Origin of the sequence: Streptomyces sp. NBC_00554, from assembly GCF_041431135.1 — a bacterium.
GTDB lineage: Bacteria > Actinomycetota > Actinomycetes > Streptomycetales > Streptomycetaceae > Streptomyces.
In genome coordinates this window covers 9,468,962-9,490,852 of the sequence record NZ_CP107799.1, presented here as the reverse complement: position 1 = coordinate 9,490,852, position 21,891 = coordinate 9,468,962, and the positions used below count along the sequence as shown (strand labels likewise).

At 69.9% G+C, this 21,891-nt stretch carries 19 protein-coding genes and 1 pseudogene; 6 read left to right on the top strand and 14 right to left on the bottom strand.

Annotation, left to right across the window (positions count from 1 at the left end):
* Positions 1-51 precede the first annotated feature (51 nt).
* Positions 52-927 (top strand): annotated as a pseudogene (locus tag OG266_RS42175) (D-alanyl-D-alanine carboxypeptidase family protein); the annotation flags it as partial.
* 11 nt (positions 928-938) lie between these two features.
* Here OG266_RS42175 and OG266_RS42170 read toward each other — a convergent pair.
* From OG266_RS42170 to OG266_RS42105, 14 genes are all read right to left on the bottom strand, one after another.
* The gene (locus tag OG266_RS42170) at positions 939-2,363 is read right to left on the bottom strand and encodes a glycosyltransferase 87 family protein (protein ID WP_371552153.1); all 1,425 of its coding nucleotides are present in this window, start codon (positions 2,361-2,363) and stop codon (positions 939-941) included.
* Complete coding sequence (gene mptB, locus OG266_RS42165) at positions 2,360-3,748, bottom strand: polyprenol phosphomannose-dependent alpha 1,6 mannosyltransferase MptB (protein ID WP_371552152.1); 1,389 nt, start codon at positions 3,746-3,748, stop codon at positions 2,360-2,362. The genes OG266_RS42170 and mptB overlap by 4 nt, the downstream gene beginning before the upstream one ends.
* Before the next feature lie 146 nt (positions 3,749-3,894).
* Positions 3,895-4,827: a glutaminase gene (locus OG266_RS42160; protein WP_371552151.1), complete on the bottom strand. Its 933-nt coding sequence runs from the start codon at positions 4,825-4,827 to the stop codon at positions 3,895-3,897.
* Between the two features lie 33 nt (positions 4,828-4,860).
* The gene (gene aspA / locus OG266_RS42155; RefSeq protein WP_371552150.1) at positions 4,861-6,306 is read right to left on the bottom strand and encodes an aspartate ammonia-lyase; all 1,446 of its coding nucleotides are present in this window, start codon (positions 6,304-6,306) and stop codon (positions 4,861-4,863) included.
* A gap of 132 nt (positions 6,307-6,438) precedes the next feature.
* Entirely contained in the window at positions 6,439-7,473 is a 1,035-nt protein-coding gene (locus OG266_RS42150; protein WP_371552149.1) for an asparaginase, read from the bottom strand.
* Positions 7,470-8,909: an amino acid permease gene (locus OG266_RS42145; protein WP_371552148.1), complete on the bottom strand. Its 1,440-nt coding sequence runs from the start codon at positions 8,907-8,909 to the stop codon at positions 7,470-7,472. The genes OG266_RS42150 and OG266_RS42145 overlap by 4 nt, the downstream gene beginning before the upstream one ends.
* Positions 8,906-9,637 carry a FadR/GntR family transcriptional regulator gene (locus tag OG266_RS42140; protein WP_266469844.1) on the bottom strand — a complete coding sequence of 244 codons (732 nt, stop codon included), beginning with the start codon at positions 9,635-9,637 and terminating at the stop codon, positions 8,906-8,908. The genes OG266_RS42145 and OG266_RS42140 overlap by 4 nt, the downstream gene beginning before the upstream one ends.
* A 123-nt stretch (positions 9,638-9,760) precedes the next feature.
* Positions 9,761-10,594, bottom strand: a complete 834-nt coding sequence (locus OG266_RS42135) for an undecaprenyl-diphosphate phosphatase (RefSeq protein WP_371552146.1) — start codon at positions 10,592-10,594, stop codon at positions 9,761-9,763.
* Between the two features lie 72 nt (positions 10,595-10,666).
* Positions 10,667-11,041: a fluoride efflux transporter CrcB gene (gene crcB / locus OG266_RS42130; protein WP_371552145.1), complete on the bottom strand. Its 375-nt coding sequence runs from the start codon at positions 11,039-11,041 to the stop codon at positions 10,667-10,669.
* A gap of 2 nt (positions 11,042-11,043) precedes the next feature.
* The gene (locus OG266_RS42125) at positions 11,044-11,418 is read right to left on the bottom strand and encodes a DUF190 domain-containing protein (RefSeq protein WP_371552144.1); all 375 of its coding nucleotides are present in this window, start codon (positions 11,416-11,418) and stop codon (positions 11,044-11,046) included.
* 57 nt (positions 11,419-11,475) lie between these two features.
* Complete coding sequence (gene crcB, locus OG266_RS42120; protein ID WP_371552143.1) at positions 11,476-11,940, bottom strand: fluoride efflux transporter CrcB; 465 nt, start codon at positions 11,938-11,940, stop codon at positions 11,476-11,478.
* A gap of 196 nt (positions 11,941-12,136) precedes the next feature.
* On the bottom strand, positions 12,137-12,424 hold the full coding sequence (locus tag OG266_RS42115; RefSeq protein WP_266471001.1) for a winged helix-turn-helix domain-containing protein: 288 nt from the start codon (positions 12,422-12,424) through the stop codon (positions 12,137-12,139).
* A gap of 144 nt (positions 12,425-12,568) precedes the next feature.
* Positions 12,569-14,137 (bottom strand): arabinogalactan endo-beta-1,4-galactanase, encoded by a 1,569-nt coding sequence (locus OG266_RS42110; protein ID WP_371553158.1) that lies wholly within the window; start codon positions 14,135-14,137, stop codon positions 12,569-12,571.
* Positions 14,138-14,405: 268 nt separating this feature from the next.
* A complete protein-coding gene (locus OG266_RS42105) occupies positions 14,406-16,427 on the bottom strand; it encodes a beta-galactosidase (RefSeq protein ID WP_371552142.1) in 2,022 nt (673 codons plus the stop codon).
* Positions 16,428-16,612: 185 nt separating this feature from the next.
* On the opposite strand from OG266_RS42105, the gene OG266_RS42100 reads away from it, so the two are divergent.
* From OG266_RS42100 to OG266_RS42080, 5 genes are all read left to right on the top strand, one after another.
* Entirely contained in the window at positions 16,613-17,935 is a 1,323-nt protein-coding gene (locus OG266_RS42100; protein WP_371552141.1) for an ABC transporter substrate-binding protein, read from the top strand.
* Positions 17,932-18,855 (top strand): carbohydrate ABC transporter permease, encoded by a 924-nt coding sequence (locus tag OG266_RS42095; protein ID WP_266469831.1) that lies wholly within the window; start codon positions 17,932-17,934, stop codon positions 18,853-18,855. Before OG266_RS42100 ends, OG266_RS42095 begins: the two co-directional genes overlap by 4 nt.
* Positions 18,852-19,757, top strand: coding sequence for a carbohydrate ABC transporter permease (locus OG266_RS42090; RefSeq protein ID WP_266469830.1), 906 nt, complete (start codon positions 18,852-18,854; stop codon positions 19,755-19,757). The genes OG266_RS42095 and OG266_RS42090 overlap by 4 nt, the downstream gene beginning before the upstream one ends.
* Entirely contained in the window at positions 19,754-20,785 is a 1,032-nt protein-coding gene (locus OG266_RS42085; protein ID WP_371552140.1) for a LacI family DNA-binding transcriptional regulator, read from the top strand. Before OG266_RS42090 ends, OG266_RS42085 begins: the two co-directional genes overlap by 4 nt.
* A gap of 726 nt (positions 20,786-21,511) precedes the next feature.
* On the top strand, positions 21,512-21,865 hold the full coding sequence (locus OG266_RS42080; RefSeq protein WP_371552139.1) for a VOC family protein: 354 nt from the start codon (positions 21,512-21,514) through the stop codon (positions 21,863-21,865).
* Positions 21,866-21,891 lie beyond the last annotated feature (26 nt).

The following is a 21,891-nucleotide window of genomic DNA, read 5'->3' as shown; positions in this document are numbered from 1 at the left end:
GTTCGGGCCTGGCACCCCGGCGTACGGCATGTACGTTCCTACGTTTGCGGAATGACCATCGGATTCTCTTCCCGCGCCGCCGTCCGCTGTTCCGCCGTCTGTGTGGCCGGGGCCCTGGCCCTCGCACCGAGTGCGGCCGCCGCCCGAGCCGGCACGGACCCGGGGACACCTAGAGCCTCGGCCTCGCAGCCGCCGCTGTACCGGGCCGGGACGCAGGTACGGCCAAGAGCCGGAGCCCCCGAGGTCCCCGAGGACGTCTCCGCACTGTCGTGGCTGGTGGCCGACGCCCGCACCGGCGGAGTGCTCGCCGCGCACAACGCGCACCGCAAACTGCCGCCCGCGAGCACACTGAAGACCCTTTTCGCCCTCACGGTTCTCCCCGTACTGCCCGGCGGCATCCGGCACACCGTCACCGAGGAGGAACTGCAGGGCATCGGCGACGGCAGCAGCCTGGTGGGCGTCGCCGAGGGACGCACCTACCGGGTGGCGGACCTCTGGCGCGGTGTCTTCCTCAACTCCGGCAACGACGCCGTCCACGTGCTCGCCGCGATGAACGGCGGCTGGCGCACCACGGCCGCCCGGATGCAGGCCAAGGCCCGGGCCCTGGGCGCCCTCGACACACACGTCCGCTCCCCCGACGGATACGACACCCCGGGGCAGGTCTCGTCGGCCTACGACCTGGCGGTGTTCGGGCGGGCCGGGCTGCGCAACGCCGACTTCGCACGGTACTGCTCCACCGTCGAGGCCATGTTCCCCGGTGGGGGCGGCTGGTCCTTCGAGATCGAGAACACCAACCGGCTGCTGACCGGCGCCGACGGGGTGGAGCCGTACCCGGGCCTGATCGGCGTCAAGAACGGCTCCACCAGCAACGCGGGCAGCACACTCGTGGCCGCCGCGCGCCGGGGCGGGCGCACCCTGATCGTCACCGTGATGAATCCTCAGGCGGGCGGCGGGTTCACGGTGTACGAGGAGGCCCGCTCGCTGCTCGACTGGGGTTTCAAGGCGTCCGGGCGGGTAGAGCCCGTCGGGTCGCTCCTCGACACGCGTCCCGTGCCGGCGGCTGGACCCGCCGCCGCCCTGCCGGTCGCGCTGCCCGCGACCGACGGACCCGGCTGGCCCGCGGCTGCCGCGATCGCGGGCGCGGCCTGTCTCGGCGCGGGAATCGTCGCCCTGGCCCTGCGGATCAGAGTCGGCCGGCCGGCGCGCGGCTGACCGACCGGCAGCCACAGCAGCAGCCCGAGCGTGATCCACGTATACGCGTTGCTGCCGACGAAGCCGTCGACGCCGGACGCGTCGTCGAACCACAGCCACACCACGCTGGTGCACAGGATCGCGTACAGGATGCCCGCGACCCGCAGCCGGCGCCTGCGCAGCAGCACGGCGAAGGCCGGCAGCAGCCAGACGAGGTGGTGCACCCAGGTGATCGGGCTGACGAGGCAGGCGGTGAGGCCGGTGAGGGCGAACGCGGCCGTCCAGTCCTCGGCGGCCACCGCACGGGAAGTCCGCCAGGCCCATACGCACAGGACCACCAGGGCGGTGGCCGCCCAGAGGGCCTTGCTCGGTTCGCCCGGCGCGGCGAGCCGGGCCAGGACGCCCTGCAACGACTGGTTGGAGACATAGCCGAGGCGTCCGATGCGGTCCGTGTCCCACAGCGCGTGGGTCCAGTAGAAACGCGAGGCGTCCGGCGCCACCCAGGCCGCAAGGGCGGTGGCCGCGGCGGCGACGCCCGTGGCAACTCCGGCGGCACGCCAGCGCCTTGCCAGCAGCAGCATGCCGATGAAGATCGCGGGGGTGAGCTTGATGGCCGCGGCGAGGCCGATACCGACGCCCGCCCGGCGGCCCCGGCCGGTGGCCAGCAGCCACAGGTCACTCAGGACGAGGGCCAGGAGCAGCAGGTTCACCTGGCCGAAGGTGAAGGTGTCGCGGACCGGTTCGAACAGGGCCAGCAGGCAGGCCGCCAAGGCGAAGCCGAACCAGCCGTAGCGGCGCAGCGCGGGCCCGACGAGGATCCACACCACGGCTGCGAGCGCGGCGAGGTTGAGGAGCAGTCCGATGGCGATCGCGGTGTGCAGTCCGACCAGCGCCATGGGCAGCATGCTGAGGGCGGCGAACGGCGGATAGGTGAAGCCGTACGTCGTCCCGGGCACGAGGTAGTCGTAGATCCGCCCGTCGTGGTGGGCCCAGGCGTCGATCGTCCCGTAGTAGACGCGCAGGTCGAACCAGTCGCGCAGGAGCGGCACGGTGGCGGTGAACACGGTCACTGCGGCGGTGAGTCCCAGTACCAGGAACAGGCGTCCCCGGTCCGTACGGGGAAGTCTCGGAGTAACGCGGGGAAGTCCGGGAAAGGAGCGCGGGCGTCTCATGCGGTGCGCTCCAGTACCGGCGCCTGCGCCGCTTGATGGGCCTGCCAGAGGACGACGAGGGCGAGCAGTCCGCCGGAGACGGCCAGGATCACCTGTTCGGCGTCCGGCGCGTACCCGCTCGGCAGCACGGCGAGCGCGAGGACTCCGCTCACGGCCGCGACCCGGTGGCGCACCGAACCGCTGGGCGCCGCCGCGGCGATGAGGAACAGCCCCCACAGCGCGTACCAGGGCCGGATCGCCGGACCGAACACGGCAACGGCGGCGAGGCTCAGGCCCAGTGCGTAGATCGGTCCCGGCCTGAGGCGCAGCCATATGAACAGGACGATGAGTACGGTCACCACGATTCCGGCCGTGTGCCAGGCGGGCAGGGCCAGCGGTGCGAGGCCGCTGCCGAGTTTCTCGAGTAGGGTGCCGGTGGCACGGCCGAGCAGGCTGGTGAGCGACCAGTTGTGCGGCGACACGGGGGTCTTCAGAGCCGCGATCCAGCCGTAGCCCGTGCCGGTGACGGTGGTCACCACGACGGTGGTGGCGAGAGCGGCGACGGCGGTGGTCAGGGTGGAGCGCACCACCCCCCGCCGCCCGCGCAGCGCGATCACCGCAAGCAGGCCGAGCGCGGCGGGCGCCTTGACCAGTGCCGCGAGGGTGATGAGGACGACGCCCACGACCGGCCAGCGGCCGCGCGCGGCCACCAGTCCGGTGCCGAGCAGTCCGAGCATGATGGCGTCGTTGTGCGCTCCGGCCACCAGGTGCAGCAGGACGAGGGGGTTGAGCGCGCCCAGCCACAGCGCGGCGGCCGGATCGGCTCCGCTGTGCCGGGCGAGCCGGGGCAGCGCCGCCGCCATCAGGCCGACACCCAGCAGGGCGACCAGACGCATGCCGAGCAGTCCGGCCGGGAGCTCCCCGCGGGTGAGGCCGGACAGTGCGGAGGCGACGGCGAGGAAGACCGGGCCGTACGGCGTCGTGCTCTGCTGCCACACCGGCGCCACCTCGTCGGCGAGCGGACCGCCGAGCTGCGCCGGGCCGTGCGCGTACACGTCGATGTGCGCGTCGACCATCGCGCCCTGCGCGAGATAGCTGTACACGTCGCGGCTGAACAGCGGTGGCGCGAGCAGTAGCGGTGCCGCCCAGACGGCCAGAACGAGCAGCAGGGACCGCGGAGTCGGCGGTTCGGGGCCGCGTACGACGGTGCCGAGCAGCGCCCAGGCCGCTATGAGCAGGACGACGCCGAAGTACACGCCGACCAGGCCGAGTACGGCCTCGGCGGACTCGGGGGCGAGAAACTCCCGCGCGGGCAGGGCTCCGGCCGTCTCACCGCCGAGAGCGAGAAAGGCGGAGCCGGCCAGACCGAGAGCCTGACAGCGGCGGAGATCGACGGGAAAAGCCATGGCCAACACTCGAGAAGCGTGTCAACGCCGAGTGGCCGTAAAGCGACGTACTTCTCTCCGGACGGCGGCCTGCGCGTGACCTCCGTGTGAGATCCGCGCGACCAGGACCGGTTCCGGGCACGGACAGCCCCCGCCGGGACGGCGGATCAGAAGACGGACACGCCTGTCAGCGTCGTGAACCGGTCGAGAGCCGCGACGCCCGCCACCGAGTTCCCGCTCTGGTCGAGACCCGGACTCCACACGCACAACGTGCACCGCCCCGGCACGACCGCGATGATCCCGCCGCCCACACCGCTCTTGCCGGGCAGCCCCACGCGGTACGCGAACTCGCCCGCCGCGTCGTAGGCGCCGCAGGTGAGCATCACCGCGTTGACCTGTTTGGCCTGGGTCTGGGTGAGCAGCCGGGAGCCGTCGGCCCGGAGGCCGTGCCTGGCCAGAAAGCCGGTGGCCAGCGCGAGATCGGCGCAGGACGCCTCGATCGAGCACTGCCGGAAGTACTGCTCCAGAAGCACCGGCACGGGGTTGTCGATATTGCCGTACGACGCCATGAAGTGGGCGAGGGCCGCGTTGCGGTCGCCGTGCGCGGCCTCGGAGGCGGCGACGTCCTTGTCGAAGGTCAGGTCCTGGTTGCCGCTCTCGGCGCGCAGGAAGGCGAGCAGGGACCCGGCCGCGTCTCCGGTCTGTGTCTGCAGGCGATCGGTGACGACGAGGGCTCCCGCGTTGATGAACGGGTTGCGCGGGATGCCGTTCTCGTACTCCAGCTGCACCAGGGAGTTGAAGGCGTTGCCGGAGGGCTCGCGGCCGACGTGCTCCCACAGCTCGTCGCCCTCGCGGGTCAGGTCGAGGGCGAGCGTGAACACCTTGGTGATGGACTGGGTGGAGAAGGGCACCCGCCAGTCCCCCACGCCGTAGACCGTGCCGTCGAGCTCGGCGACGGCCATGCCGAAGCGGCGCGGGTCGCAGGCGGCGAGCGCCGGGATGTAGTCGGCGGGCCGCCCGCGGCCGGGGGTCTGCGCGATCTCGGTGGCGATGCGTTCGAGGACCGGCTGAAAGGTCAGCGACGGGGACATGATCACCATTGTGCCGTCCGGCCGGTCCCGGTGCTCATCGGCTCAGAGCGCCCGCGGGGCGGTCCCCGAGGTGGCCTTCGGGGTGCCGCTGCCCGCGAGCACCTCGGGCCGGAGCAGTGCCTCAAGGCGTTCGGCGGGCAACAGGCCCTTCTCCAGGACGAGTTCGGCGACTCCGCGGCCGGTGGCGAGGGCCTCCTTGGCGATGTCGGTGGCCGCCGTGTACCCGATGTGCGGGTTGAGCGCGGTGACCAGGCCGATGGAGTTCTCGACCGCCGCGCGGAGCACCTCCGTGTTGGCGGTGATCCCGTCGACGCACCTCTCCGCGAGGGTCAGGCAGGCGGCACTCAGGTGCGTGATGCTCTCCGAGAGCGAGTGCAGGATGATCGGCTCGAACGCGTTGAGCTGGAGCTGTCCCGCCTCGGCAGCCATGGTGATGGTGACGTCGTTGCCGATCACCTCGAAGGCGACCTGGTTGACGACTTCGGGGATCACCGGGTTGACCTTGCCTGGCATGATGCTCGAACCGGCCTGCACGGGCGGCAGGTTGATCTCGTTCAGCCCGGCGCGCGGCCCGGAGGACAGCAGCCGCAGGTCGTTGCAGCTCTTGGACAGCTTGACCGCGATCCGCTTCAGCACGCCCGACATCTGGACGAACGCGCCGCAGTCCTGGGTCGCCTCGACCAGATTGGCGGCGGTGACCAGCGGCAGCCCGGTGATGTCCGCGAGATGGCGGCGCGCCGACTCCGCGTATCCGGCGGGGGCGTTGAGCCCGGTGCCGATCGCGGTGGCCCCGAGGTTGATCTCGTGGATCAGCTCGACGGCCTCGGCGAGGCGGAGCCGGTCCTCGTCCAGCATCACGGCGTACGACGAGAACTCCTGGCCCAGTGTCATCGGCACCGCGTCCTGGAGCTGCGTACGCCCCATCTTCAGGACGTCACGGAACTCGACCGCCTTGCGGGCGAAGGCATCCTGGAGCACGGCCATCGCCTTGAGCAGCCCGCGTACCGCGAAGACCGTGGCGACCTTGACCGCGGTCGGGTAGACGTCGTTGGTCGACTGGCCGAGGTTGACGTCCTCGTTGGGGTGCAGATGCAGGTAGTCGCCCTTGGCGTGGCCGAGGAGCTCCAACGCCCGGTTGGCGACCACCTCGTTGGCGTTCATGTTCGTCGAGGTGCCGGCGCCGCCCTGGATGACGTCGACGACGAACTGGTCGTGCAGTTCGCCGTCCCGGATCTCCCGGCAGGCCGCGACGATGGCGGCCGCCTTGCGGGGCTCAAGGAGGCCGAGTTCCTCGTTGGCGCGAGCGGCGGCCTCCTTGACTGCGGCGAGGGCGTCGATCAGGTGCGGGTAGGCGGAGATCGCGGTACCCGTGATGGGGAAGTTCTCCGTGGCGCGCAGGGTGTGGATCCCCCAGTACGCCTCGGCGGGTACGTCACGGTCTCCGAGCAGGTCGTGTTCGCTGCGGTGGGCTACGGCGACGGTGATCATGGCTGAGCGGTCCTCTTTCGAAGGGGGAGGCGTAGAAGAATGGGTAAGCGGCAGCGGACCTAGGGGCGCGGGGAACTGCGCGACCAGCCACAACGGCCCCGCACCCGCCCCACAACCCTCGTCGCACGGCGCTCAGGCGCACATGTCATGCGCCGGCAGCGGATCAAGCGCACGGGCAGGGCGGACGTGACCGACCACCACGCCACCCCCGAGCAGCGGCGCACCGCCGAACTCGGCAAGGGCTGCCGGGTCGACCCCGGCCCGGACCAACGCAGCCGCGGTCACCGGAACCCGCGCCCGATCGGCCCCGTCGGCAATCTTCACGGCGACAGCCCGACCATCCGGCAGCGCCGCGACCTGCACACCTTCGAAGCCGTCCTTGGCGAGCAGCCCCGGCACGGCCCGCATCAGCGCGGCGACATCGCGCCCGGAGCCGGAGGCCATCTCGGCGTGTTCACGCATGGCGTCGGCCACCATCGCCTCGGGGGTGCCCGGGGCCGCGGTGGTGATCCGCGCAGCGGCACGCGCGAGCCCGTGCAGTGAGACCGACAACAGGGGCGCCCCGCAGCCGTCGACGCTCACCCGCGCGATCGCCTGCCCGGTGAGGTCCTCGACGATCTCCGCGATGGCCTGCTGGAGCGGGTGCCCGGGGTCGAGGTAGTCGTCGAGCGACCAGCCGTTGAGCTTGGCGGTGTACAGCATGGCGGCGTGTTTGCCCGAGCAGTTCTGCGCGAGCCGGGAGGGCATCCGTCCCTCACGGACCCAGTCCTCGCGTACGACCGGGTCGAAGGGCAGGTCCCGGACGTTGCGCAGCTGGTCCTCGCGCAGTCCGGCCAGCTCCAGGATCCGCCGGGTGCCGGCCAGATGGCGTTCCTCGCCGGAGTGGCTGGCCGCGGCCAGCGAGAGCAGCTCGCCGTCGAGCGGCAGTCCGGCCCGCAGCATCGCCGCGGCCTGGAGGGGTTTGAGTGCCGAGCGCGGGTAGAAGGCGGCCTCGATGTCGCCGATCTGCAGCTCCACGCGGCCGTCGGCGGCCAGCACGACGACCGAGCCGTAGTGGATGCCTTCGATGACTCCGCCGCGTACGAGATGGGCGACGGGTGCGTGCAGGGGCTCGCGGATCACCGGAGCCGCCGCGAGTGAACTGCCGTACCTGACTGCCTGGTTCACGCGTCCGCTCCGTCGCGTATCCCGGCGACCCGGCGGCGCACTCCGTACCAGCCGGCGACGAGAGCCGCCGCGATCAGCGGGAGACACAGCACGGTCGTCCGTCCGGCGCCCCCGTCGGCGTACATCAGAACGAGCACGGAGAGCAGGAAGCCGATGGTCACGACCTCGGTCCACGGCGAACCGGGGAGGCGGTAACTCGGCCTGGACAGCTCGCCGTTCTCCGTCTTGCGCCAGAACAGCAGGTGGCAGAGCATGATCATGCCCCAGGTGGCGAGGATGCCGATCGCCGCGAAGTTCAGCACGATCTCGAAGGCGTCGGCGGGCACGACGAAGTTGAGGCCGACGCCGAGTACGCAGATGCCGCTGGTGAGCAGGATCCCGCCGTACGGGACCTGGCTGCGGCTCATCACTCCGGTGAACCTCGGTGCGGAGCCGGACATGGCCATGGAGCGCAGGATGCGACCGGTGGAGTACAGGCCGGAGTTGAGCGAGGACATGGCGGCGGTGAGGACGACGAGGTTCATGACGCCGCCCGCTGCGGGGATGCCGATGTTCGACAGGACGGTGACGAAGGGGCTCTCTCCCCCGGTGTACTTGTTCCAGGGCAGCAGCATCGACAGGAGGAGCACGGAGCCGACGTAGAAGATGCCGACGCGCCACATGATGGAGTTGATGGCCTTCGGCATGATCTTCTCGGGGTTCTCGGTCTCGCCCGCCGCGACGCCGACCAGTTCGACGGAGGCGTAGGCGAAGACGACGCCCTGGATGATCAGGAGCATCGGCAGCATGCCGTTGGGGAAGACGCCGCCGTTGTCGGTGATCAGGGACGGGCCGGGAGCATGACCGTCGACGGGGTGCTGAGTGACAAGGAGGAAGATACCGATGAGCATGAACGCGACGAGTGCGCCAACCTTGATGATCGCGAACCAGAACTCCAGTTCACCGAACATCTTCACCGATATGAGGTTCACGGTGAGGACGACGGCGAGCGCGATGAGCGCGATCACCCACTGCGGGACGTCGGAGAACATGCCCCAGTAGTGCGTGTAGAGGGCCACGGCGGTGATGTCGGCGATGCCGGTGGTGGCCCAGTTGAGGAAGTACATCCAGCCCGCGATGTACGCGCCCTTCTCGCCGAGGAACTCACGGGCGTACGAGACGAAGGCGCCCGACGACGGCCGGTACAGGACGAGTTCGCCGAGCGCGCGGACGACCAGGAAGGCGAAGAGGCCGCAGACCGCGTAGGCGACGAACAGCGAGGGCCCGGCGTCGGCGAGGCGGCCTCCGGCGCCGAGGAAGAGGCCGGTGCCGATGGCTCCGCCGATGGCGATCATGTTGACGTGCCGGGACTTGAGCGACTTGCTGTAGCCCGCGTCGCCGGCGTCGACATGGCCGGTCGCCGCGTGCGCTTCTTGTTTCAGGGACTGCTCGCTCACGCCTCGGGTCCGCCTTTCGTGGGGGTGTCCGTGCGCTCGGGGTGCACGATGGAGGTGAGGGTGTTCTCGACGCGGTCGAGGTGGTGGGACATGGCTTCCACCGCGTCGTGCTCGCTGCCGTCGATCAACGCCTCGACGATCGCGCGGTGTTCGCGGTTGGACTGCTCGCGGCGGTCGCCGAGTTCGTTGAGGAAGGCCGACTGGCGGGCCAGTGCGTCCCGGATCTCTTCGATGACCCTGCGGAAGACCGGGTTCTGGGAGGCCTCGGCGACGGCGATGTGGAAGATCGTGTCCATCGCCACCCACGCGGTGGTGTCGATCTCACGCTCCATCCGCTCCAGGAGATGCGCGAGGTGGTCGAGGTTCTCCGGGGTGCGGCGCACCGCCGCGTACCCGGCGACGGGGATCTCGACGTGGCGGCGCACTTCGAGCAGGTCGCTGGCCGCGTAGTCGCCGAAGGTGGGGTCCTCAACGGTGTTGGCGAGCACGAAGGTGCCCTTGCCGGTACGGGAGACGGTCAGGCCCATCACCTGCAGGGCCCGTAGCGCCTCGCGGAGCACGGGGCGGCTGACCTCCAGGCGGCGGCACAGCTCCGCCTCGGAGGGGAGCTTGTCGCCGATGGCGTACTCGCCGCGCTCGATGGCGCTGCGGAGGTGGGTGAGCACCGCTTCCATGGCGCTGACGCGCCGCGGTACCGAGCCACCTGTCTGGCTGTCTGACAGGTTCACGGAGGTGATACTCCGGGGAACGGGAGGCGGCTGTCAAGGGTGGAAGGCGTGAGAGCCGGTGCCCGAGGAACGGGCACCGGCTCTCATACCGCGGGCGGATTCACCGTCGCACCGTCGCAGGACTCAGCTGAGCACACCCGCCCCGAGCAGGCCGAACAGCGCGACGCCGATCACGAGCCGGTAGATCACGAAGGCGTTGAAGGAGTGCTTGGCGACATACTTCAGCAGCCAGGCGATGGAGCCGTACGCGACCACGAAGGAGACCAGCGTGCCGACGACGAGCGGGGCCGCGCCGACCCCCGTACCCAGGGCGTCCTTCAGCTCGTAAAGACCGGCGCCGGTCAGGGCGGGGATGCCGAGGAAGAAGGAGAGCCGGGTGGCGGCGACGCGGTCGAGGTCCAGGATGAGCGCCGTGGACATGGTGGCGCCGGAGCGTGAGAAGCCCGGGAAGAGCAGGGCGAGGATCTGGGAGCAGCCCACCAGCATCGCGTCCTTGAACGAGGTGTCGTCCTCGCCGCGCTTGTGCCGGCCCATCTGGTCCGCCGCCCACATCACGCCGCTGCCGACGATCAGCGAGGCCGCGACCACCCACAGCGAGGCGAGCGGGCCTTCGATGAGCGGCTTCGCCGCCAGTCCGACGATCACGATCGGGATGGTCGCGTAGATGACCCACCAGGCGAACTTGTAGTCGTGGTGGTAGCGCTCCTCGCGGTCGCGCAGGCCCCGCCCCCAGGCGGAGAGGATCCGCACGATGTCCTTGAAGAAGTACACGAGGACGGCGGCGATCGCGCCGACCTGGATGACGGCCGAGAACCCGACCACGGCGTTGTCGTCGACGGGGATGCCCATCAGCCCTTCGGTGATCTTGAGGTGTCCGGTGGAGGAGACGGGGAGGAATTCGGTCACCCCCTCGACTGCTCCGAGGACGACGGCCTGACCGACGTTGATGACGCTCATGGGATCCAGTTCTGGGAAGTTGGCCGACAGTGCTGTCGACCGTCCTACTACGTGCGGGCAAGCGTCCTTCGCCTACGACCACACAGTCTGCGCGACGGAGACCCCCGCGAACGCCGCTCCGAGGCCCGCCGCGACGCTCGCGATCACGTTCGCCGCGGCATGGAACCCGGCGCCCGTCTCGGTCAGCCGCAGCGTCTCGTAGGAGAACGTCGAGTACGTGGTCAGCGCCCCGCACAGGCCCGTGCCGATCAGCAGCTGCAGGTGGGAGGAGGCATGTCCCGCCGAGGCCGCGCCGGTCAGGAGGCCGAGGATCAGACAGCCCGTGACGTTGACGGCGAAGGTGCCCCAGGGGAAGACCGAGTCGTGTCTCAGCTGCACCGCGCGGTCGGTCAGATAGCGCAGCGGCGCGCCGACCGCGGCACCGATGATCACCAGCAGCCAGTTCACAACTACCTCTTACCTTCCTTGCCCGTTTCGCCCTGCTTCGGCTCCCGTCCGACGTATCGGATGACCTCGCAGTCGTCGAGGATCACCAGCCCCTCGGTGACGAGTGCGTCGAGCGTCGGCAGGAAGGCGCGTACATGCTCCTCGGTGTCCACGATCACGACGGCCACCGGCAGGTCCTCGCTGAGCGAGAGCAGCCGCGAGGTGTGGATCAGCGAGGAGGCGCCGAAGCCCTCGATACCGCGGAAGACGCTCGCGCCCGCGATGCCTGCCGCGCGGGCGCGGTGCACGATCTCCGTGTAGAGGGGCTTGCGGTGCCAGGTGTCGTTCTCGCCGATGAAGATCGTCACGCGCAGGGCGCGACCCGTCAGCCTCGTCATCGCTGCCTCCGCCTGGTCATCGCCGTCTCCGCCCTGGTCATGGCCGCCTCCGACTCGTCATCGCCGCCTCCGTGCCAGTACGCGGCGTGCTGCCGCGACCGCGAGCCAGACGGCCGCAAGCGCCGCGAACAGGGTCGCGGCGAGGTAGCCGAGACCAGTGCCGGGGTGCCCCTCGTCGACCAGTTTCTGAATGTCGACGGCGTATGTCGAGAAGGTGGTGAATCCGCCGAGCACCCCGGTGCCGAAGAACGGCCGCACAAGCCGGTGGGCCGCCCACACCTCGGTGACGACCACCATGAAGACGCCGATCACGGCGCAGCCGACGACATTGACCCAGAACGTGGCCCAGGGGAATCCGCCCGTCTGCGCGGGCCACAACAGCGACGCGCCGTAGCGGGCCGTGGCGCCGATGGCGCCGCCGAGCGCGACCATCGCGACCACCGGTCCCTGGCCGTGCCACGGGGACACCGGCCGCGCGGGAATCCCGGCCCGGTCGACTCGCTCTGGCCGTGGGACTGTCATGTGCGTACGTCTCCTACTCGCCGGGGCCCGGTCGCCCGAGCACGCTCCATCGCAAGTAGGGACCGTTGGCGGCACCGACACCGCGGTTCGGGTACGGCGGGCCCCACCGCCACGCCGCGAGGCAAGATCGCGGCCGGTGAACAGCGTAACGCCGGGTAGGCAGGCCCCGCACACCCAACCGGGGCCCCGGAGGCTCCTACCAGCCCTTCTCGAAGAAGTGGCTGACCTCGGCGATGCGGTACTCGTCGCGGCGGTAGAAGGTGCGACGTCTGATCTTCTTGGTGCGCAGCAGCCCGATCCCGGTGAGGAGGTCGAGGTGGGTGCGCGCGGCGTTCCGGCTCACGCCGAGCTTGGCGGCGAGGGTCGCCGAGCTGATGCCGTCCTCGACGAGGTCGCCGCCCCGCTGCGGCGGAAAGTGCGCGACGGGGTCCCGGAGCCACTCCAGGATGTCCATACGTTGTCCACTGACGGGAACCCTCAGCATCTCGTCCCCCTCCGTCAAGGCGGTCTCCCGCTACTGTGCCGCAGCCCGGGGCGACACGCACGGGCTTCGGCGACGCTCGCAGGGGCCGAACGGTCGGGGGAACGCCGAGGGCCCGGCCGCCGCGGCGGCCGGGCCCTCATCTGCTCAGCGGTGGCTGAACCACGACATGGCGGGCAGCGCCTTGTCGTCGTAGCCGAACAGGGCCTGGTTCTCCCAGCCGTTGCCGGACGCGGAGTCCGTCGGGTCCCAGCCGTTGCCGGTGACAGCGGTCCAGGTGGATTCCCAGTAGAAGATGCCGAGGCCGCGTCCGTTCGGGACGGCCTCCACGATGCTCGCGACGTCCTTCATCCACTTCGTCTGCCCGGCCGTCGAGGCCGCGTAGCCCGAGACCAGCTCACTGGTGAGGTCGATGATGTTCTCGGTCGAGTCCTCGCTGTCCAGGCGGAACGGGTAGGCCGTCTCGGCGAGGTAGACCGGCTTGCCGTAGCGGGCCGCCGCGTCGTCCAGGGTGGTCTGGAAGTCGGCGAGCGTTCCGTGCCAGTAGCCGTAGTACGACAGGCCGATGACGTCGAACTTCACGCCGTTGGCGACCGCGCTGTCGAACCACCAGCGGGTGCCCGCGAGGTCACCGCCCTTGGCGAGGTGCAGCGCCACGGTGGTGGAGGAGTTGACCGCCTTGACCGCGTCGTAGCCGGAGTTGAGCAGCCCCGCGAGCTGCGCCCAGTTGCTCGTCGAGCCCTCGGACCAGAGCATGCCCCCGTTGATCTCGTTCCCGACCTGCACCATGTCGGCCGTGGTGCCCTGCGCCTTCAGGGCGTTGAGGACGTCGTACGTGTGGTTGTAGACGTCGGTCTTGAGCTGGCTGTAGGAGTGTCCGGACCAGGCGGCCGGCTTGGTCTGGGCGCCCGGGTCGGCCCAGGTGTCCGAGTAGTGGAAGTCGACGAGCAGTTTCATGCCCTGCGCCTTGACGCGCTTGGCGATGGCCAGCACACGCGCCTTGTTGTTGTAGCCGTCGGCGGGGTTCACCCACACCTTGAGGCGGGCGTAGTTCTGTCCGGCGGACTTGAGGATGGCGAGCGCGTCGCCGGTCGTGCCCGAGCTGGTCTTGTAGACACCGCCGAGGGCCTCGCTCTTGGCGAGTGACGAGACGTCAGAACCCTTGATGGCGAGGGCTGTCGAGCCCGACGCGAAGGTCAGGTCGTCGACGTTGATCCAATTGCCCGCGTTCGCATCGGAGTTGATGCTGATCGTGCACTGGTTGCTCGTCACGGCGATCGACGTGACGATCCGGATCCAGCCGCTGGCGGAGACCGGCAGGTCGGTGCGCTGCTCCGAACTCCCGCAGTTCTTCAGGGCGAGGTAGGCCGAGTTCTGGCCGCCGCCGGAACGCACCCACGCGGTGAGGGTGTAGTTCCCGTTGGTCAGCCCGGAGAGGTACTGGTAGGTCTCCACCTTGTAGGCCGAGGCCGACCAGTGCGTGAGGCGGTAACTCCCGCCGTGGCCACCGGACTCGGTGTACGAGGCGGCGTTCTGCCCGGCCGCCGAGTACGTCGACCAGCCGGTCGGCGTCGCCGTGGCGGCACCGTTCGACTCGAAGCCGCCGTTGGTGAGAGTGCTCGCCGCGTGAGCGGTCTGCGCGGGCAGCGCGGTGAAGGCGAGCCCGGCGGCCAGCGGCAGCAGCAGGGCCCTGAGTGTGCGTCTGGGATGGAACATCATCGTCCGTCGTCCCTTCGACGTGATGGGGATGGGCGCCCCGGGGTTGGGGCTTGAGGAGGGGGTTCTTCGCCCCCGCCGCCCCTACCCGTCCCGTCTTTGGGGGCTCCGCCCCCAAACCCCCGTTCGGCCTGAACGGCCTCGTCCTCAAACGCCGGACAGGCCGGGTATTTCAGCCCCTCCGGCGTTTGAGGAGCGGGGGGTCGGGGGCTGGCCCCCGAAAGGATGGGACGGGTAGGGGCGGCGGGGGCGAAGGCAACAAACCGGCTCAGCCGTCGAGCCGTACGACCCGGACCGCGCCCGCCGGTACCCCGAGTCGGCCCGCGGCACGTTCGCCCGTGAGGAGTTCGGTGCCGTGTGCCTCCAGCGGCACCTTGGCGTCGGAGGCGGTGTGGTTGATGGCGAACACGTAGGTGCCGGACTCGCCGGTGCGGCGCACCACTTCGACGTCGCGGGGCAGGTCGGCGCGCGGCGCGATCCGCGCGTCGTCGGCCGCCCAGCCGATCAGGGCGTCCAGGCCCTGGGCGCCGAGGCGGGTGGAGACGTACCAGGCGGAGCCCTCGCCGTGGCCGTGCCGGGTGACGGCCGGCCGGCCGGCGGTGAGTCCGTCGGCGTACGTCCACACGGTCTCGGCGCCGCGCGGGACGACGAACTCGGTCCATACATCGCCGGTGAGTTCGGAGCCGTCGGGCCCCGTGATCCGGACGTGGTCGCCCTGGAGGAGGGGCGAGAACTCCTCGACGGTCAGGCCGAGTACGTCACGCAGGGCACCCGGGTAGGGGCCCTCGTGCACGGCGTCGTGCTCGTCGACGATGCCGGAGAAGTACGAGACGACGAGAGTGCCGCCGTTCTCGACGTACTCCCTGAGGTTGCTCCCGGCGGCCTCCGTCATCAGATACAGCGCGGGTACGACGACAAGGGGATACGCCGACAAGTCGGCTTCCGGGTGGGCGAAGTCGACCGTGAGGTGACGGTCGTAGAGCGCCTCGTAGAACGCGTCGGCGCGCTCGCGCGGGTCGTGGTCCTCGCTGGGCCGCCACTGGAGGTTCTGCGCCCACCAGGACTGCCAGTCCCAGAGCACGGCGACGTCGGCGACGGTGCGGGTCCCCTTGAGCGGGGCCAACGAGTCGACGGACGCGCCGAGTTCGACGACCTCGCGCCACACCCGTGAGTCCGTTCCGGCGTGCGGCAGCATCGAGGAGTGGAACTTCTCGGCGCCGCGCCGGGACTGCCGCCACTGGAAGAACATGGCGCCGTCGGAGCCACGGGCGACGTGCGCGAGGGAGTTCCGGGCCATCTGGCCGGGGGCCTTCGCGGGGTTGCGCGGCTGCCAGTTGACGCCGGACGTGGAGTGTTCGAGCAGCAGCCAGGGGGCGCCGGCGCCGACCGAGCGGGTGAGGTCCGCGGCCATCGCGAGGTTCACGTGGGTGCGGCGGCCGTCGGTGATCAGGTAGTGGTCGTTGGTGACGAGGTCGACCTCGCGGCCCCACGCCCAGTAGTCGATCGAGTCGCACTGGCTCAGGGCGGTCATGAAGTTGGTGGTGACCGGGATGCCGGGCGAGAGGCGGTGCAGGATGTCCCGCTCGGCGACGAAGTTCTCGCGCAGGGTGGCGTCGGCGAACCGCTTGTAGTCGAGCGCCTGGGCCGGGTTGCCGACGGTCGGGGTCACACGCGGCGGGTTGACCTGGCCGAAGCCGGCGTAGCGCTGGCCCCAGAAGGCGGTGCCCCAGGCCTCGTTGAGCGCGTCGATCGTCTCGTACGTCGTAGTCAGCCAACGGCGGAAGTGCGCGGCGCAGCTCTCGCAGTAGCAGGCCGAGACGGGCACGCCGTACTCGTTGTGGACGTGCCACATGGCGAGCGCGGGGTGGCCTGCGTACCGGGTGGCGAGCTGGGTGGCGATGTTCGCGGCGGCCGCGCGGTAGTGGGTGTTGCTGTGGCAGATGGCGCCTCGTGAGCCGAACTCGTAGCGGGTGCCGTCTGCGGTGACCGGCAGCGCGTCGGGGTGCTCGCGGTAGAACCAGGCGGGCGGTGCCACGGTCGGCGTACCGAGGTCGGCGCGTATGCCGTTCTCGTGCAGCAGGTCGAGCAGGCGGTCCAGCCAGCCGAATTCGTAGGTGCCCGGCGTCGGTTCGAGGAGCGCCCAGGAGAAGATCCCGACGCTCACCATCGTGACGCCCGCCTCGCGCATCAGCCGGACGTCTTCCTGCCAGACGTGTTCCGGCCACTGCTCAGGGTTGTAGTCCCCACCGAAGGCGAGCCTGGTGAGGCCCCTGGGGGTGGTCTCCGGCATGGATCTCTCCCGTTTAATCGATCATTTGGGAACGTGCACACACATCGCCATCGGCGAGAGCCCAACATAACCGCACAGCAACAACCATTGACAAGTGTCCGGGATGTTTCTCTACTGTGAACGCTCACAGAAGCATGGCAGGTCGTCCGCAGCAGGCGGAGACCCAGGTCAGGGGAGAACTATCCATGCCCATCACGAAGCACAGCCGCCTCGTGGCCACCACCATCGCCGTCGCGCTCGGTGCCACCTCGCTCGCCGCCTGCGGCTCGTCCGACGACGACAAGAGCGAAGCCCAGTCCGGTCCCGCGTCTCTGACGTACTGGACCTGGGCCCCGGGCATGGACAAGGTCGTGGACCTGTGGAACAAGGGGCCGGGGAAAGAGCAGCAGATCACCGTCACGGTGAAGAAGCAGGCGTCCGGCGACACACTGGTCACCAAGATCCTCACCGCGCACAAGGCGAACAAGGCCCCGGACCTGGTCCAGGCCGAGTACCAGGCGCTTCCGACGCTGGTCAGCAATGACGCGCTCGCCGACATATCGGGCGATGTGAACGGCGCGAAGGACAAGTTCGCCGAGGGCGTCTGGCAGCAGACGACGCTGGGCACGGACGCGGTGTACGCGATCCCGCAGGACATCGGGCCGATGATGTTCTACTACCGCGAGGACCTCTTCAAGCAGTACGGCCTGACGGTCCCGACTACGTGGGAGGAGTTCGCGGAGACCGCCCGCGCGCTCAAGAAGAAGTCCCCCGACACGGACCTGACCACGTTCTCCGCCAACGACTCCGGCCTCTTCGCGGGGCTGGCGCAGCAGGCGGGCGCCAAGTGGTGGACGACCGAGGGCGAGAAGTGGAAGGTCGGCATCGACGACGCGGCGACGCAGAAGGTCGCCGACTTCTGGGGCGGCCTCGTCAAGGAGGGCGCGATCGACAACCAGCCGATGTACACGCCGTCCTGGAACAAGGCGCTGAACACCGGCAAGCAGATCGCCTGGGTCAGCGCGGTCTGGGCGCCCGGCACCCTCACCACCGCGGCCCCCGACACCGCGGGCAAGTGGGCGATGGCCCCGCTGCCGCAGTGGTCGGCCTCCGACAACGTCACCGGCAGCTGGGGTGGCTCGTCCACCGCGGTCACCACTGACTCCAAGAACAAGTCGGCCGCCGCGAAGTTCGCCGCCTGGCTGAACACGGACCCGACGGCGGTGGCCGCGATGGCGAAGGAGGGTGGCATCTACCCGGCCGCCACGAGCGCACAGACCGGTGGCGCGTTCGCCACGCCGCCGGCCTTCTTCTCGAACCAGGCCGACTTCTACACCAAGGCCTCCGAGATCGCGAAGACCACCGCGCCGTCCGCCTGGGGCCCGAACGTGAACGTCGCCTACACGACCTTCAACGACGCCTTCGGCGCCGCGGCCAAGAACAAGTCGGACTTCGGTGCCGCCCTGAAGACCATGCAGGACGACACCGTCGCCGACCTCAAGAAGCAGGGCTTCGGGGTCGCGGAGTGACCAAGGCACGCCGGAAGTCGTACGGGGTCAAGGGGGCCCCGTACGCTTTCCTCATCCCCGCGACGGTCCTCTTCGCCCTCTTCTTCGCGCTGCCCATCGGGTACGCGCTCTGGCTGAGCCTGCACAAGGTCCAGGTCTCGGGCCTCGGGCTCGGCGCCGGTGCCCGCAAGGAAGTCTGGGCGGGCCTGGAGAACTACACCGACGCGCTCACCGACTCCGAACTGCTCGACGGGGCGCTGCGCGTGGCGGGCTACGGCGCCATCGTGATCCCGGTGATGCTCGGCCTCGCGCTGCTCTTCGCCCTGATGCTCGACACGGACAAGGTGCGCCTCGCCCCCTTCACGCGGCTCGCGATCTTCCTGCCGTACGCCATTCCGGGCGTCGTCGCCGCGATGCTCTGGGGCTTCCTGTACCTCCCGGACGTCAGCCCCTTCTACTTCATCCTCGACAAGCTGGGGATGCCGCAGCCTGACCTGCTGGACGGCGGTCCGCTCTACATCGCACTGTCCAACATCGCGGTCTGGGGCGGCACCGGCTTCAACATGATCGTCATCTACACCTCGCTGCAGGCCATTCCGGCCGAGGTGTACGAGGCGGCGAAGCTGGACGGCGCCACACCGCTGCAGATCGCGCTGCGGATCAAGATCCCGATGGTGGCGCCCTCGCTGGTGCTCACCTTCTTCTTCTCGATCATCGCGACGCTCCAGGTGTTCAGCGAGCCGACCACCCTCAAACCGCTCACCAACTCCGTCTCCACGACCTGGAGTCCGCTGATGAAGGTGTACCAGGACGCCTTCAAGAACGGCGACATCTACTCCGCCGCCGCGCAGGCCGCACTCATCGCCGTCGTCACCCTCGTCCTGTCCTTCGGCTTCCTGCGTGCCGCGAACTCCCGTAACAAGCAGGAGGAAGCACGATGAGTTCTCTTGCCCTGCGTAAGGCCGCACCGGCCGCGGGTACCACCCCCGGGACCGCCCAGGGGCCGCCGCTGCGCCGCCGGATCGCCCTCGTCCCGACGCTGACGCTGCTGCTCGGCGCCCTCTACTGTCTGCTGCCGGTCGCCTGGGTGGTGATCGCGGCCACCAAGTCGGGCAGCGAGCTGTTCTCCACCTTCACCTTCCTTCCGGGCTCCGGTTTCACCGAGAACGTCAAGGATCTCAACGCCTACCGCGACGGCATCTACTGGAAGTGGATGGGCAACTCCGCCCTGTACGCCGGTCTCGGCGCCCTCCTGTCGACGGCCGTCTCGGCGGTCAGCGGCTACGCGCTCGCGATGTACCGCTTCCGTGGCCGCGAGACGGTGTTCAGCATCCTGATGGCCGGTGTGCTGATGCCGCCGGTAATCCTGGCCATCCCGCAGTACCTGCTGCTGGCGAAGGCGGACCTGACGGACTCGTACGCGTCCGTGCTCCTGCCGCTCGTCCTCTCCCCGTACGGCGTGTATCTCGCCCGGATCTACGCCGCCGCGGCCGTGCCCGGTGACGTGGTCGAGGCCGGGCGGATGGACGGCGCGAGCGAGTGGCGGATCTTCACGCGGATCGCGCTGCCGATGATGGTGCCGGGTCTGGTGACGGTGTTCCTGTTCCAGTTCGTGGCGGTGTGGAACAACTTCCTGCTGCCGTACATCATGCTCAGCGACGACGAGAAGTTCCCGATCACGCTCGGCCTGTTCACGCTTCTCGAACAGGGCTCAAACACCCCGGCGTTGTACACGCTGGTGATCACCGGTGCGCTGCTCGCGATCATCCCGCTGGTCGCGCTGTTCCTGGTCATCCAGCGTTTCTGGAGTCTCGATCTGCTGTCGGGAGCCGTAAAGTCGTGACCATGACCAACGCGGGGGGCCGGCGCAGACCGCCCACGATTCATGACGTCGCGCGCGAGGCGGGTGTATCGAGGGGCACGGTGTCGCGCGTGCTCAACGGCGGGCACTACGTCAGCCCCGCGGCGCAGGAGGCGGTCAACGCCGCCATCCGCAGGACGGGTTACGTCGTGAACCGGCACGCCCGCTCGCTGATCACCGGGCGTTCCGACTCGATCGGCTTCCTGCTGACCGAACCTCAGGAGCGGTTCTTCGAGGACCCCAACTTCAACGTCCTGCTACGTGGTTGCACGCAGGCGCTGGCCGCGCACGACGTTCCCCTCCTGCTGATGCTCGCGGGCACGCAGGACGAACGGCGGCGCATAACTCGGTACATCACCGCGGGCCATGTCGACGGGGTGCTGCTGGTCTCCAGCCACTCCGGCGACCCGGTGGCCGAGCAGCTGCGCGAGGCGGGCGTGCCGCTGGTCGCCTGCGGCAAGCCCATCGGCATGGGGTCCAAGGTCAGTTACGTCGCCGCGGACGACCGGGACGGCGCCCGTGACATGGTCAAACACCTGCGGTCCCTCGGCCGTCGCCGGATCGGCATGGTCACCGGCCCGCTCGACACCCCCGGCGGTGTCGAGCGTCTCGCGGGCTACCGGGAGGTGCTCGCCGAAGCGGGCATCGAGGCCGACGACCGTCTCGTCGTCTCCGGCGACTACAGCCGGGCCAGCGGCGAGGCGGGCGCCGAGCAACTCCTCACCCGGGTACCGGACATAGACGCCGTGTTCGTCGCCTCCGACCTGATGGCACAGGGCGTGCTCGCCGCGCTGCGCAAGGCCGGCCGCCGGGTACCCGAGGACGTGTCGGTCGGCGGCTTCGACGACTCCCCCGCGGCCACCGCGTCCACTCCCGCCCTCACCACCATCCGCCAGCCCTGGGACCGCATCAGCGCCGAGATGGTACGGGTGCTGCTCGCCCAGATCGGGGGCGAGGACCCTGCCGCGGTGATCCTGCCCACGGAGTTGGTACGGCGGGAGTCGACCTGAGAGGTGCGGTGACCGCGCCGCGAACACCGACAGGGCCAGGAGACAGGCGGTCGGTCGCGGCGCGGCTGCGCTGCTCCGCGCCCCAGGCGTCCGCGCGCTCACGCGTCAGTGCACCGGCGCCGTGCGCACCCTCGCGAACCACTCCGGCCTGGCGACGCATGTGTTGCGGCACCGGGAGACGGTGGGCTTCTTGGCTCCCGTACGCGATTCCGCGGGCCGGCGCCGCTAGGGCCTGTCTGACAATTCCCGTCTGCCGCGCGACGCCATGCACGCGCCCCCACCCTCGAACCGGCTTCGCCCGACTCGGGCGGGGGGACCCCCTTCGCCGCACCGGGCGCAGACCCAAGTACGTCCAGTACGAGGGTCAACGCCCGGCACGCCGAGAGCACGCACCTACTGCGACACGAACTGCTGCCGCAGCGGGCGCGAGGCCGCCCTCCGGGCGACGACGGGAATTGCCAGACAGACCCTAGGAGCCGGCTGACGTCACACGCGTCGCGGTCATCCTCCGCGGCGAGGCCGAAGCCGTCCGCTCCCGCGTCGCCGCCGCGCAGGCTTCCCTCGCCCTGATCCAGTGCGCGCCTCTCCAACGGCTCCGCCCACGCGAGGCGCGCCCGCACCGGTCAGGATTCGAGAAGCCACCCGGCGCTCCCCCGCCTTAGCGTGAAACCACCGACGGAATCCGCGTCGGTGGGACAGACAACGCGACAGACACGAGGAGTCGTCATGACCGCAGGCCTGAAGACCATCATCTACCCCGTCAAGGACATCGCGAAGGCAAAGGCCCTGTTCAGCGCACTGCTGCAGGTGGACCCGTACGTGGACGAGGCGTACTACGTCGGTTTCAAGGACGCCGGGCAGGACATCGGCCTGGACCCGAACGGCCACGCCAAGGGCATGACCGGGCCCGTTCCCTACTGGCACGTCGCCGACATCAAGGGAACTCTGGCGGGCCTGCTCGAAGCCGGTGCCGAGTCGCTCCAGGAGGTCCAGGACGTGGGCGGCGGCCGGCTGATCGCCTCGGTGAAGGACGCCGACGGGAACCTCATCGGGCTCCTCCAGGACTCGTCCGCCGAGTAGCGCGGCGGGCACCCGCCGAGCAGGGC